Below are 13569 nucleotides of genomic sequence, written 5' to 3'. Positions count from 1 at the left end.
AAAAACGCAAAAAGAAGCAGCTTTTCAAAAGGGAAATAAAAAAATTGAATTGGAACATATAGACATAAAAGCTAGTAAAGCAGGATATGTTGTTGTTGAAACAAAAGAAAAGGAAATAGAAGGAGAGGTCACTATTCAGAAGAAAGTACAGTATGCACTTGGAAAAGAAGAGGATGGCTGGAAAATTGAAGAGGTTCGCACGATAGAGAAGAAATAAAGTGAAATTTTCCGTAAATAGCGCAAAAAAGGTTCTCATTGGCGAGAACCTTTTTTTATCCCGCGTTAACAGGCAGTAAAACTCCCACCTCAAAATTCAGTTGGAGCAAAGAAGTTAGGTGGGAGATCAACTGTCCGTAAACGTCCGATTGGTTCAACTAATAATCAGTGGGGGATTCCCCCCACTGATTAAAGTTTCACTTTATAGTGGTAACATAATCTGATTTGAGCATGCCTCGATATCATCAATATCTTGGCGAATGGTTGCCATTTTATTATCAAGATCTTCAGCTTTCATTGCGGCATCATGTAGTTCATCTTTTAAATACTCAGGTATTTTCCCTTCATATTTATAATAAAGTTTATGTTCTAAACTTGCCCAAAAGTCCATTGCGAGCGTACGTAACTGAATTTCTGCAAAGACTTCTTTTGTACCAGAATTCAGTGATAAAGGATATTTAATAATCATGTGTAAACTTTTATATCCATTTTGTTTTGGATTAGCGATATAATCTTTTACCTCTATGATTTCCATATCTTCACGCTTTTGAATAACTTCTTTCAAATGATAGATATCTTCTACGAAGCAACATGTAATACGAATGCCGATGATGTCTTGTAAATGCGTTTGCGCATTTTCAACTGTCGGTAATAAATTTTTACGTTCAAGCTTTTTAATAATACTTTCAGGTTGTTTTAATCTTGTTTTTATATGTTCAAACGGGTTGTAATCCTCTAAAAATTGGGCTTCCCGGTTCATAATTTCAAATTTAGTTTTTAACTCTTCTAAAGCAAATGTATATGGTAGTACAAAAGCTTTCCAGTAGTTAACTGTTGATTGATTATATTCCATTTATATACACACCTTTTCCTATTTACAAGTGAGGTTGTTATTATACTAAACACCAAATCATGTAGGCGCAAGCAGCAAATGATGAGATCATAAAACGATATTTAGTTTTCATACTTTCAACTCCTTTCAAGTGAAATTCTATATAAATAAACGTGATTGTTAATAAGTTCACTATGTACAATTCCTATAGTAATAGATTCGTGTGAATTTCGTATGAACTAATTGTTTCAGCTTTTTGTCTTTTTTTGCAAATCATCATTATTCTCCATAATTTAAAGTGTTTTTATTTGATTTATTCATTTGTATAAATTAATGTATATTTGAATTTATAGTTATTAAGGAGGCTATACGGTGAACTTTGAAGAATTAGCAATTGCTAGACGTTCTGCAATGAAATTTGTACAAGGAATAGAAATCCCAGATGAGGACTTTAAAAAAATATTTGAGCTCACAAAGCTTTCTCCATCTTGTTACAATTTGCAACATACACATTATGTTGTAATTCGTGATCAAGAGCGCAAAGAAAGATTAAAAGAGTTAGCCTTCGGACAATATAAAATATCGAGTGCATCTGCGGTAATACTTGTTTGTGGTGACAAGAGAGCATACCAAAATGTCGAAAATATTTATTTCGGTATGAAGGTTTTAAAGATGATTGATGAATGTGAGTATGAAGATACAATTAGGCAAACGAAAGGGCTATATGAAGGAAAAGGAGAACGCTTCATGGAAGAGGAAGCGATAAGAAATGCTTCGTTAAGTGCGATGACTTTTATGTACGCAGCTAAGTATTATGGATATGATACGTGTCCAATGATCGGTTTTGATGAAAAAGCAGTACAAAGTGAATTGAATATGCCAGAGCATGTAGTACCTGTTTTAATGATTACGATAGGAAAAAGTGATACTACTAAAACGCGCCCACGAGGATATCGAAAACCGATTAGTGAGTTTGTTACATATGAGACATTTTAATAAAAAGTATAAAGTACTAAAAATAAAAGGGTTCTATTTAGAACCTTTTTATTTTGCAATTGACAAATAGAATGAAGTTATATAATATTTAAATCGTAATCATTACGTTTTATTTTGCGATCTTTAAAAGAAAGGAGAATTACATATGCGTGTAAATATTACATTAGCTTGTACAGAGTGCGGTGATCGTAATTATATTTCTAAAAAAAATAAACGAAACAATCCAGAGCGTATCGAACTAAAAAAATATTGTCCACGATTAAAGCGAGTAACGTTACATCGTGAAACGAAATAAAAGACTAGAGATATCTCTAGTCTTTTTTGTTTATATATATATGGTTTTTTTGTTGGAATTACCTTAAATTGTAATAAAAGGAGCGGTATGATGAATCAAAAAGATAAAGAAAGAAAAGAGCAAGTGGCTCATATTATTGACATTCCAGATGATTATAGGCTTGTTGTAGATGATCAAGAAGGTGTGGATGACCCATATCATCTATTATGGTGGGAACATAAAGGGGATGGGGAGAGAACAATACAGATTACGTTGAATAGATATACTGGTAATTTAATTGACTTTAGGATAGAGGATGAAAAAGCTTTTTCGAGCGGTAAGGAAGCGATAGAAGAGAATAAAGCAAGAGAGGTTGCAAATACATTCTTAAAAAAATATACAAAAGAAGGATATGAATTTTATACATATGTAACTGTTAAGGATGATTGGCGCGGTTGGAAAGAAGTAAATTATATGCAAGAAGTGAATAGCTATCCATTGCCGAATACGGGGTGTGTTGTGCGAGTTCATCCTTCAGGAAATGTTGTGAATTTCCATTATAATGGACAAAAAGCGATAGAGAAACAGCCATCATGGCCAAGTGAAATTGTTGAGGAGAACGTCGTTTTAGAAAATTTGAAAGCTAGACAAGATATGAGACTTGTATTTGTAGATTTAACATACTCTTCATGTGAGTATGAAAACGGGGAAGAAGTAAAAGGGTACCATCTTGTATATGAACCAGAGCCTAGTCATGCATTTATTGATGCAAGTACAGGTAAAGATTTATATGGGCCAGAACATTATAAATTACCGCCAACAATAGTTGTTGAAAAAATAGAAAAAGGTAGCCGGCAAGATGACATATTCGAATTATTTGACTGGGATAAAGAAAGTTTTGCAAAAGTAGATGAGACGGAAAATGATAATGAAATAAGGATGAAATTTGTTCCGAAAGAGGAATTACAAAAACAGAAAGAAGAAAAGAATCCATATTTAATGAATGAATTCTTTAAAAAGCATTTACCGATGTTAAAATATAATAATTTGATTGGTATTACGGTTGACAAATTAACCAATGAATTAATTGGCTTTATAAAACTGACAGAAGATAAAGAAGGAAAACAAATACTGTCTAGAGAGGAATGTTTACAAAAAGCAATTCAATTTTTAGAGTGTGTTATTCCGGATATCACACAATATCTTCGTCTTTGGGAGGAACGTGAAGAAGCAGAAGATGGGATTGAAAGATTTAACTTTTCCTTATATGTGAATGGTATTCCGGCAGAGTATAAGCACTTTATGATCAATATCAACACGAAAAATGGTGCAGTGATGCATTACTCTGGAGAGTCTAGCAAATTTATAAAAGAATTACTTACATACGAAACAACACCAAAAGTAACGAAAGAAGAAGCGTTAGAAATATACAGAGGTGCTATTAGAGTTAAATTAGAATGGTCTATAGATCATGATGTAGAGGAAACGGTATATCAATTGCTGTATAAACAAACAACGGATGAGAATTATAAAGAGTTCTTCGACGGTAGTCGAGAAATTCGTTATATTGATGCGCATACTGGGGAGAAAATTTGGAGCAAGTAAAATAAAAAGAGTTATTTTTCAAAGAAAATAACTCTTTTTATTTTTATAATTTGCCTGTTCGTTTTTCAAATGTAAATGTGATAGGAAGGTTGGAAGGAGAACTATCACTTTTAAATGTTACTTTCCATTCTTTAGAGTGGGCTTTAATTTCGAAATCAAGAAGATTCATTGCTCTACGTTTATCTATTTCTAAAAACATATTATGAATTTCTGGTTCCTGCTGTAAATTAAGAGCCTTTAGTGTGACTGTTAATGTGAAAAAATTTCGCCCTTCATATACTATTTTTGATATTTTTGTTTTTTGTGTATTTAACAGTATATAAAAACGGTCTGATGGAGTTAATTGTACAGAGTCATCAGTAATTTCATCCTCCATATTATGAAGTTCAACTAAGAAAGATGTACTATGGGAAGAATCTTTTTTACTTGTAATCTGTAATTCAGTAGGAATCATCGGTATTTCATAAAAATCATTCCTTATTATGTTGTTGTAATCCTCTGAAAATTTACGGACTTCTTTTGGGAAAGAGTCTTCTTCTTGTGTACTTAAAAAAGTTTTATGTTGCTTTGGAATTTTTTCACTAAACTTTAATGTTTCTTTAAAGTAATAATTGGATCCAGTTAAAAATAAAAAACTACAAATTAATAAAAAAATTCGATAGGGATTTTGAAAGTGAAAGAACAATAGTATACATGTAATAAATCCAATTACATAGAAAATAAAGATAAGTAGTTCTAGTTTTGAGTGAAAGGAGAAACCATAGTTATGAAAAAATTTCATTCCAATTATAATTTGAGCTCCAAAAAACAAGGAAATTCCAGATTGAAAAAATAATAAATCAGGCCCTCTCTTAATAACAAAAGTAATGAATGAAATGAAAAGTAAAAATACCCCTAAATAAATTGTTACATTTAATAATCGATCTAATGTAAGCATGAATAGTGTCCCCTTTAATAGCATATTCATATATAAATAACAATTTTATATAATTATAATATAACAATAAAATATTTTAAATATTGGAAGTGTTGAGTTTTATAAATAAACTGTACAGACACAAACAACCCCACGCCCACATACACTTAGTAAAGACCACTATTTTGGCGGAGGTGAAAGGTTTGAGTCTATTCGCCGCAATTGGATATATGGTTCGAGAAGTGTTTGTTTTTGTTTCTTATGTGAAGAACAATGCGTTTCCGCAGCCGTTATCATCAGACGATGAGAGAAAGTACTTAGAGTTAATGGAGCAAGGTGATGCTCAAGCGAGGAATCTGTTAATTGAACATAATTTACGGCTTGTAGCTCATATCGTTAAAAAATTTGAAAACACAGGGGAAGATGCAGAAGATTTAATTTCAATTGGTACAATCGGGCTCATTAAAGCGATCGAGAGTTATTCGGCAGGAAAAGGAACAAAACTTGCGACGTATGCAGCACGCTGTATTGAAAATGAAATTTTGATGCATTTACGTGTACTAAAGAAAACGAAAAAGGACGTTTCACTTCATGACCCGATCGGGCAAGATAAAGAGGGGAATGAGATATCGCTTATTGATATATTAAAATCAGAGTCTGAAGATGTAATTGATATGATCCAGCTGAGTATGGAGTTAGAAAAGATTAAAGAGTATATCGATATTTTAGACGAACGAGAGAAAGAAGTTATCGTGAAGCGTTTTGGACTGGGGCTTGATAAGGAGAAAACGCAACGAGAGATTGCAAAGGCGCTTGGTATTTCCAGAAGCTACGTATCAAGAATTGAAAAGCGCGCTTTAATGAAAATGTTTCATGAATTTGTAAGAGCAGAGAAAGAGAAAAAAGCAAAAGAATAATGTACATTGCAAGCAGCCGTATTTTAAAATGGGCTGCTTTTCTTTTTGTAAATAAGGAAAGAAAAAGAGTTGTGTTCAGAAGAAATCCATGTTCACTGTTGAAAATGACGGATTCTATCTGTAATATTAGAAGGTGCTAAACAATTTAAGAATAATACCATACTTAGCTTTCCGCATGTATACTGAAACAGTTCTATATGATATGTGGGAATAAGAACCAATTTTACATATGATATAGGAGGAAAAGAAGGGGAAGCTAAAGTTATAGACTAATTAGGAGGTTCCGCAATTTGCGACGTACATTATATCGACTTATGATCGAACTTACAAATGGTCGTTTTACTTCTTATATATTACGTAAATTTGCACAATCTCGTTTAAGCTCTATCATTATTCCATCGTATGCGAAAGTGTTTCAAATTAATCAAGATGAGATGGAAAAGGGTTTGAAGGAATATAGAACATTGCATGAATTATTTACGCGTAAGCTAAAAGAAGGAAAGCGTAGTATTGATACAGATGCATCGAGTATTGTTAGTCCTGTTGATGGTGTTTTTGCTGATCACGGTCCTATTGAGGACACAAAAACATTTGATATTAAAGGCAAGCGTTATTCGATTGTGGATATGCTAGGTAATGAAGAACGTGCACAGCGATATGCAGGTGGTACATACATGGTTATTTATTTAAGCCCAAGTCATTATCATCGTATTCATAGTCCGCTTTCTGGTTCTGTGACTGAAAGATTTGTACTCGGTAGAAAATCATATCCGGTAAATGCAGCTGGTATGGAATACGGGAAAGAACCATTGTCCAAAAATTATCGTTCTGTTACAGAAGTGAATAGTGACGGTGAACATATGGCGCTTGTAAAAGTAGGAGCTATGTTTGTAAATAGTATTGAGCTGCTGCATGAAAGAGACACTGTTCAAAAAGGTGAAGAAATGGCATACTTTACATTCGGTTCAACAGTTGTGTTATTGTTTGAAAAAGATATGATAGAAGTAGTGCAAGAATTGAAGAGTGGACAAGAGCTTCGCCTTGGTGAAAAGATTGCTACTCGATTGGCTCATAAGTAAAAAAGATTTCATAACTGTAAGTAAGATTTATGGACAAAGATGCGTAATGATGAAATTCCCTAGATGGGAGTACTTGTTTATTCGAGAGCCATCGCAGGATGGCTCTTTTTACAAGTTAGTTACTTGAAATTTCACTTTATATGTAATCAAGACGATTTGACAAGCTTGTCCTCTAATGAGCGTCTAATAATTTCTTGTTTTATAAGTAAAATGAAGTCGGGATTTAATTTTAGTTCTTTTGCTTTATAATAAGACTCAGTGAGTAACTCAGTAGATAACTGTTCCATATGTTTTGTTTTCAAGGTGAGTCACCTCCTAATAATATAAGGATTGATTCGTTGTTGCATTTAATGTACCAAAAAAATATGACAGTCACAAACGAGTGGTTATCCACATACCTAGGTGGATAAAATGTGTATAGATTGTTAGTAAATTCCAAATTAACTGAAAAATTAATGTGGAAAATGTGTACAATTTTATCCACAGGCCATATATCGAAATATGTTGTCGAAAAATTTTTATGAAAACTCCTCAAAGAGGTGAAAGAAATTGAAACTATTTTTACCAAATGAATATGTGAAAAATGTATATCATGTTCAACCAGAAGATTTGAAAAAACGTGGAATTAAAGGTGTTATTACTGATTTAGATAACACTTTAATTGAATGGGATCGTCCAAATGCAACGCCACAACTTGAAGAATGGTTTTTGAAAATGAAAGAGCAAGGCATTCAAGTAACGGTCGTTTCAAATAATAATGAGCAACGAGTGAAAGACTTTGCTGATCCATTAGGCATTCCATTTATTCATAGTGCACGTAAGCCATTTGTCCGTGCGTTTAAGCGTGCGATACAAGAGATGCAGTTGCAGCCAGATGAAGTTGTAGTAATTGGAGATCAATTACTAACGGATGTGCTAGGTGGAAACCGAGTTGGACTTCATACAATTTTAGTTGTACCAGTAGCACAAACGGACGGATTAGTAACGCGCTTTAATCGAAAAATTGAGCGAAGAATTATGAGAAACATGAAGAAAAAAGGTTTAATTAACTGGGAGGAATAAAGTTTGACTGAAACAATTAAATGTATTGGGTGCGGTGTAGAAATTCAAACAGAAGATAAAAATGAAGTGGGATATGCTCCTGCCTCATCTTTAGAAAAAGAACAAGTCATTTGTCAACGTTGTTTTCGATTGAAACATTATAACGAAATTCAAGATGTATCATTAACAGATGATGATTTCCTACGTATTCTAAACGGTATTGGAAAATCAGATGCGTTAGTAGTTAAGATTGTAGATATTTTTGATTTTAATGGTAGCTGGTTACCTGGCTTACATCGTTTCGTGGGAAATAATAAAGTATTACTTGTTGGGAATAAAGCTGATTTAATTCCTAAGTCAGTAAAACATGATAAAGTAAAGCATTGGATGCGCTATAGTGCAAAGCAGCTAGGATTAAAGCCAGAAGATGTCTTTTTAATTAGTGCAGCAAAGGGACAAGGGATTGCTGAGCTGGCAGATGCGATTGAGTATTACCGCGGCGGAAAAGATGTTTACGTTGTTGGATGTACAAATGTAGGGAAATCAACATTTATTAATCGTATGATTAAAGAATTTAGTGATGAGACTGAAAATGTAATTACAACATCTCATTTCCCAGGAACAACGCTTGATTTAATTGATATCCCGTTAGACGAAGAATCTTCTTTATATGATACGCCAGGTATTATTAACCACCATCAAATGGCTCATTATGTTGGAAAACAAAGCTTAAAGCTTATTACACCAACAAAAGAAATTAAGCCAATGGTATTCCAATTAAATGAAGAACAAACATTGTTCTTTAGCGGACTGGCACGTTTTGATTACGTAAGTGGCGGTCGTCGCGCATTTACTTGTCACTTCTCAAATCGTTTAACAATCCATCGTACAAAGCTTGAGAAAGCAGATGAATTGTATAAAAATCATGCAGGGGATTTACTAAGCCCGCCAACACCAGAAGAATTAGAAAATATGCCAGAGCTAGTGAAATACGAGTTTAATATTCGTGAACCAAAAACGGATGTTGTATTCTCTGGATTAGGGTGGGTTACTGTGAACGAACCGGGAGCAAAAATTGTTGCACACGTACCAAAAGGAGTAAGTGTTTCATTGCGTAAATCTTTAATTTAATATGGAGAGGGATTTATGAAACAATTATATGGTGTAATCGGAAATCCAATTGGACATTCATTATCACCCGTTATGCATAACGATGCATTTGAACACTTGAATATGGATGCCCATTATCATGCCTTTCTTGTTAAAGAGGAAGTGCTAGGGGAAGCAGTAAGAGGTTTAAAAGCGTTAGGTATTTCAGGATTTAATGTAACAACTCCGCACAAAGTTGCGATTATGGATTATTTGGATGAGATTGACCCGCTAGCAAAACAAATTGGTGCAGTAAATACGGTGGTTCATAAGGATGGAAAATTGATTGGCTACAATACAGATGGAATTGGTTTTGTCCGAGCGCTACAGTCAATTAGTAGTGAACCACTTCAAGAGAAACGTATTTTATTGCTTGGCGCAGGTGGTGCTAGTCGAGCTATTTATTTTTCACTTGCTGATGTAGGTGTGAAAGAGATTGATGTAGCGAATCGTACAGTAGATAAGGCGAAAGAACTTCTTGCTGCATGTACGGCTACTGTCCATTCTGTTGCTCTATCGCTAGAGAAAGCAACAGAAGAACAAGAGAATTATGATATTATCATTCAGACGACAACAATAGGTATGCATCCACGCGTCGAACATACGCCGTTACAAATTTCTTCGTTGAAAAAGGGAACGATTGTATCAGATATAATTTATAACCCATTTGAAACGAAAATTTTATGTGAGGCGAAAGAGCAAGGTGCAATGATTCAAAATGGTATTGATATGTTTGTTTATCAAGGAGCGCTTGCATTTGAAATGTGGACAGGGCGCACGCCAAATATCGAACGAATGAAACAATTAGTTATAAGAAAGCTTGGAGGCTAACATATATGTTAACAGGAAAACAAAAAAGATTTTTACGTGCACAGGCACATCATTTAACACCAATTTTTCAAGTAGGAAAAGGCGGAGTAAATGAAAATATGATTAAACAAATCGCAGATACTTTAGAAGCTCGTGAGCTATTTAAAGTAAGTGTGCTACAAAACTGTGAATTCGATCGCCGTGAAGTTGCCGAAGAACTTGCAAAAGGTGCACGTGCTGAAATCGTTCAAGTAATTGGAAGCACAATCGTTTTATACAAAGAGTCAAGAGAAAATAAACAAATTAAGCTTCCTCGATAAAAAGATTAGCATGCGCTATTTTTATCGTTGATGCGTAATGATGTAGAGAGCGAAACCAATTGAACTTTTATTAATAGCAACTCTCTTCTGTTAGGAATGAAGAGAGTTGCTGTACGTAAAAGGAAGGGGCGTTTCTTTTGAGGAAAATTGGCATCATTGGCGGTACATTTGATCCGCCACATTATGGACATTTGCTCATTGCAAATGAAGTATATCATGCTTTGAATTTAGAAGAAGTATGGTTCTTACCGAACCAAATTCCGCCGCATAAACAAGGGCGGAATATTACAAGTGTAGAAAGTCGTTTACAAATGTTAGAGCTTGCGACTGAGGCAGAGAAACATTTTTCTATTTGTTTAGAAGAGCTAAGCAGGAAGGGCCCATCTTATACGTATGACACTATGCTACAATTGACGAAGAAGCATCCGGATGTGCAGTTTCATTTTATTATTGGTGGAGATATGGTTGAGTATTTACCGAAGTGGTATAACATTGAAATGTTACTTGATCTTGTAACGTTTGTTGGGGTTGCAAGACCTGGGTATACATTGCATACACCTTATCCTATCACCATTGTGGAAATTCCGGAATTTGCTGTTTCTTCATCTTTATTACGTGAGAGATATAAAGAGAAGAAAACATGTAAATATTTACTTCCTGAAAAAGTACAGGTATATATCGAGAGGAATGGGTTGTATGAATCGTGAGAAAGCACTTCATATTGTCAAACAACAAATGCATGAAAAACGTTATATACACACAATTGGTGTAATGGAAACAGCAATTGAACTTGCTAAGTTATACGGTGTGGATGAAAAAAAGGCTGAAGTTGCAGCTATATTTCATGATTATGCGAAGTGTAGAGCGATTTCAGAGATGGAAGAGATCATTAAAAGTGAAGGTTTGCCGAAAGATTTACTTTGTTATAACAAAGAGTTATGGCATGCACCTGTTGGGGCATACTTAGTAGAAAAAGAAGTAGGTATTACAGATCCTGAAATCCTGCAAGCTATTACATATCATACAAGTGGTCATGAGAAAATGACGATGTTAGATAAAGTAATTTATGTAGCTGATTACATTGAGCCTGGGCGAAAGTTTCCAGGGGTGGAGGAAGCTCGTAAACTCGCATATACGGATATAGATCAAGCTTTATTATTTGCGCTAAAGAGAACAATTCAATTTTTAATGGAAAAAGATCAAACGATTTATCCATTAACATTCCAAACATACAATGCAGTTATCAAGGAGGAAATGAGTAAATGAAAGATAAAGATTTATTAGTATTAGCAGCAAAAGCAGCTGATGATAAGAGAGCAGAAGATATGGTTGTCCTAAATATGCAAGGTATTTCACCAATTGCAGATTATTTCATTATTTGTCACGGTAACTCAGATAAGCAAGTGCAAGCAATTGCACGTGAAATTAAAGCGAAAGCACACGAGTTCCAAATCGACGTGCAACGTATGGAAGGATTTGACGAAGCTCGCTGGGTATTAGTTGACCTTGGAGATGTAGTTGCTCATGTATTCCATAAAGATGAGCGTAATCACTATAATTTAGAGCGTCTATGGGGCGATGTGCCACGTGAAGATATTACAGAAGAGTTAGGCCAATGAACTACGAGCAATTTGCGTTGCTGTACGATGAACTAATGAATGATGTCCCTTATGATAAATGGGTGGAATTCACAGAGGAAAGCTTACAGCAAGCGGATATGAAAGAGGCGAAGATTCTTGATGTAGCATGCGGTACTGGTAATGTAACGCTTCCGCTTGTACAAAAGGGTTACGATGTAATCGGTGTCGATCTTTCGGAAGAAATGTTAGCAGTCGCACAGCAAAAACTAGGCGAGGCAGGATATTTTATTCCTTTTTACCAACAAGACATGCGAGAGCTTGATGTTCCAGGTGAGTTTGACTGTGTAACGATCTTTTGTGATTCATTAAACTATGTATTGCAAGAAGATGGAGTGCAAGAAACATTCCGAAGAGTGTTTCATCATTTACGTCAAGATGGTTTGTTTTTATTTGATGTACATTCTTTATATAAAATACATCATGTATTTCAAAATGAAACATACACAGTGAATGGAGAAGAAATATCTCTTATTTGGAATTGCTTCCCTGGTGAAGATTCAAACAGTGTAGAACATGATTTAACATTCTTTGTTCAAGACCCAGAAGAAGATGTGTACCATCGTTTTGATGAATGTCACGTACAACGTGCATATCCGGTTGAAGAGTTAACGAAATGGCTTGAAGGAGCTGGTTTTACAGTGCTTCGTGTAACTGGTGACTTTGAGCGACTTGAAGTTACAGAACAAACAGAGCGTATTTTCTTCATGGCGAAGAAAAACGGATAAAATAAAAGCAACCGAGAAGGTTGCTTTTATTTTGTGAAGAAGCTGTAATTTAAGTTCTAGGATAATAAGAAAATGACATACGTGAATTGTGAAAATGCTAGTTTAAGTAAAAATGTAATGTGAAAAATTAAGTATTTATAAAAAGGATTTGGAATGACGATGACGTATTTATTATGTGTGTTTATTGAATTGCTGATCAACGCATTTTAAATCTTCATCAAATTTCTCGTGTGTCCGCTCGATTAATTTATGAAACATATCCCCAACATGTTCTTCTAAAACCCGAATGCCTTCTCCTGTAACGCCGCCTTTTACACATACTTTTTCTTGTAAAGTAGGCAATGTGAAAATCCCTTTTTCGAGTAGTTTCCCCATTCCAACGACCATTTCACTTACTAAAGTAGTGGCTTCTTCATGTGTAATATTTGTTTTATCTACAGCAGCATTAATGAAACATTGTAATAAATAACTAAAGAATGCGGGGCCGCAGCTTGCTATATCAGATGAAACGCGCGTTATATCTTCTTCTATTACAAGGGGAGTAGAAATGTTTTTGAATAAGCGAAATAGTTTTTGTTGCCATTCTTCAGAGCAGTTACTTCCAAATGTAAATAGTGATGCGCCGGATAGGGCGCGGTTTGTAATGCTCGGAATAATACGAGCAACATGGCAAGGTACAAGTGTCTCTAATTGTGATGGAGATATTGGACTTGTGATAGAAACTAAGCACTTTTCATCAGAAAAATGTTCAGCGTATTTTTGCAAGATCGGGTATATATCTATCGGCTTTACGCAAATAAAAATAAGATGTGATCGTTCGATTACCTCATCAATAGTTTTGGCTATATGAACAGAAGGGTGTTTTTCCTTTATATGATATGCTTTGGCGGGCGTTCGATTAATAATCGTAAGGCACGAAGGTTTGACAGCACGGGTTTCTAAAAATGCATCGATTAGTATATTCCCCATGTTTCCTGTCCCTATAATTCCTATGTTCAATGTTTCATCCCTCCTTCGTAACAGCTTTCTCCTAAACAATATGAATGATG

17 protein-coding genes and 1 pseudogene are annotated in these 13569 nt (G+C 34.6%); 14 read left to right on the top strand and 4 right to left on the bottom strand.

Features of this window, described 5'->3' with window-relative positions:
• Nucleotides 1-217 (top strand): annotated as a pseudogene (locus MR079_RS10930) (hypothetical protein); the annotation flags it as partial.
• A gap of 201 nt (nt 218-418) precedes the next feature.
• Here the strand turns inward: MR079_RS10930 and MR079_RS10925 are convergent.
• Nucleotides 419-1069 (bottom strand): GTP pyrophosphokinase, encoded by a 651-nt coding sequence (locus MR079_RS10925; RefSeq protein ID WP_139866606.1) that lies wholly within the window; start codon nt 1067-1069, stop codon nt 419-421.
• Nucleotides 1070-1420: 351 nt separating this feature from the next.
• On the opposite strand from MR079_RS10925, the gene MR079_RS10920 reads away from it, so the two are divergent.
• From MR079_RS10920 to MR079_RS10910, 3 genes are all read left to right on the top strand, one after another.
• Nucleotides 1421-2044 (top strand): nitroreductase family protein, encoded by a 624-nt coding sequence (locus MR079_RS10920; protein WP_242293987.1) that lies wholly within the window; start codon nt 1421-1423, stop codon nt 2042-2044.
• A 145-nt stretch (nt 2045-2189) separates the two neighbouring features.
• Nucleotides 2190-2339 carry a 50S ribosomal protein L33 gene (rpmG, locus tag MR079_RS10915; RefSeq protein ID WP_001265617.1) on the top strand — a complete coding sequence of 50 codons (150 nt, stop codon included), beginning with the start codon at nt 2190-2192 and terminating at the stop codon, nt 2337-2339.
• 90 nt (nt 2340-2429) lie between these two features.
• The gene (locus MR079_RS10910; protein WP_139866608.1) at nt 2430-3923 is read left to right on the top strand and encodes a YcdB/YcdC domain-containing protein; all 1494 of its coding nucleotides are present in this window, start codon (nt 2430-2432) and stop codon (nt 3921-3923) included.
• 43 nt (nt 3924-3966) lie between these two features.
• Here MR079_RS10910 and MR079_RS10905 read toward each other — a convergent pair whose 3' ends face one another.
• Entirely contained in the window at nt 3967-4860 is an 894-nt protein-coding gene (locus tag MR079_RS10905; protein ID WP_139866610.1) for a hypothetical protein, read from the bottom strand.
• Between the two features lie 182 nt (nt 4861-5042).
• Here MR079_RS10905 and sigK point away from each other — a divergent pair, with 182 nt between their 5' ends.
• The gene (gene sigK, locus MR079_RS10900; RefSeq protein WP_000051382.1) at nt 5043-5756 is read left to right on the top strand and encodes an RNA polymerase sporulation sigma factor SigK; all 714 of its coding nucleotides are present in this window, start codon (nt 5043-5045) and stop codon (nt 5754-5756) included.
• 290 nt (nt 5757-6046) lie between these two features.
• The gene (locus tag MR079_RS10895; protein ID WP_001254997.1) at nt 6047-6835 is read left to right on the top strand and encodes a phosphatidylserine decarboxylase; all 789 of its coding nucleotides are present in this window, start codon (nt 6047-6049) and stop codon (nt 6833-6835) included.
• 146 nt (nt 6836-6981) lie between these two features.
• Here MR079_RS10895 and sda read toward each other — a convergent pair whose 3' ends face one another.
• Nucleotides 6982-7137: a sporulation histidine kinase inhibitor Sda gene (gene sda / locus MR079_RS10890; RefSeq protein ID WP_000850094.1), complete on the bottom strand. Its 156-nt coding sequence runs from the start codon at nt 7135-7137 to the stop codon at nt 6982-6984.
• Nucleotides 7138-7384: 247 nt separating this feature from the next.
• On the opposite strand from sda, the gene MR079_RS10885 reads away from it, so the two are divergent.
• From MR079_RS10885 to MR079_RS10850, 8 genes are all read left to right on the top strand, one after another.
• The gene (locus MR079_RS10885) at nt 7385-7897 is read left to right on the top strand and encodes a YqeG family HAD IIIA-type phosphatase (protein WP_000765309.1); all 513 of its coding nucleotides are present in this window, start codon (nt 7385-7387) and stop codon (nt 7895-7897) included.
• 3 nt (nt 7898-7900) lie between these two features.
• On the top strand, nt 7901-9007 hold the full coding sequence (yqeH, locus tag MR079_RS10880; RefSeq protein ID WP_000140795.1) for a ribosome biogenesis GTPase YqeH: 1107 nt from the start codon (nt 7901-7903) through the stop codon (nt 9005-9007).
• Nucleotides 9008-9022: 15 nt separating this feature from the next.
• Nucleotides 9023-9856: a shikimate dehydrogenase gene (aroE, locus tag MR079_RS10875; protein WP_139866613.1), complete on the top strand. Its 834-nt coding sequence runs from the start codon at nt 9023-9025 to the stop codon at nt 9854-9856.
• Nucleotides 9857-9861: 5 nt separating this feature from the next.
• Nucleotides 9862-10155, top strand: coding sequence for a ribosome assembly RNA-binding protein YhbY (gene yhbY, locus MR079_RS10870; RefSeq protein WP_000955224.1), 294 nt, complete (start codon nt 9862-9864; stop codon nt 10153-10155).
• A 137-nt stretch (nt 10156-10292) separates the two neighbouring features.
• Complete coding sequence (gene nadD, locus MR079_RS10865; RefSeq protein ID WP_139866614.1) at nt 10293-10862, top strand: nicotinate-nucleotide adenylyltransferase; 570 nt, start codon at nt 10293-10295, stop codon at nt 10860-10862.
• The gene (yqeK, locus tag MR079_RS10860; protein WP_087954261.1) at nt 10852-11421 is read left to right on the top strand and encodes a bis(5'-nucleosyl)-tetraphosphatase (symmetrical) YqeK; all 570 of its coding nucleotides are present in this window, start codon (nt 10852-10854) and stop codon (nt 11419-11421) included. The genes nadD and yqeK overlap by 11 nt, the downstream gene beginning before the upstream one ends.
• Nucleotides 11418-11774 carry a ribosome silencing factor gene (rsfS, locus tag MR079_RS10855; RefSeq protein ID WP_000653200.1) on the top strand — a complete coding sequence of 119 codons (357 nt, stop codon included), beginning with the start codon at nt 11418-11420 and terminating at the stop codon, nt 11772-11774. The genes yqeK and rsfS overlap by 4 nt, the downstream gene beginning before the upstream one ends.
• Nucleotides 11771-12520 (top strand): class I SAM-dependent DNA methyltransferase, encoded by a 750-nt coding sequence (locus tag MR079_RS10850; protein ID WP_139866616.1) that lies wholly within the window; start codon nt 11771-11773, stop codon nt 12518-12520. Before rsfS ends, MR079_RS10850 begins: the two co-directional genes overlap by 4 nt.
• Nucleotides 12521-12691: 171 nt before the next feature.
• On the opposite strand, the gene comER is transcribed toward MR079_RS10850, so the two are convergent.
• On the bottom strand, nt 12692-13519 hold the full coding sequence (comER, locus tag MR079_RS10845) for a late competence protein ComER (protein WP_001020541.1): 828 nt from the start codon (nt 13517-13519) through the stop codon (nt 12692-12694).
• Nucleotides 13520-13569: the final 50 nt, after the last annotated feature.

Origin of the sequence: Bacillus cereus group sp. BfR-BA-01381 (assembly GCF_022663555.1) — a bacterium.
Taxonomy (GTDB): Bacteria; Bacillota; Bacilli; order Bacillales; family Bacillaceae_G; genus Bacillus_A; species Bacillus_A pacificus.
This window is presented reverse-complemented; position numbering and strand designations above follow the sequence as displayed.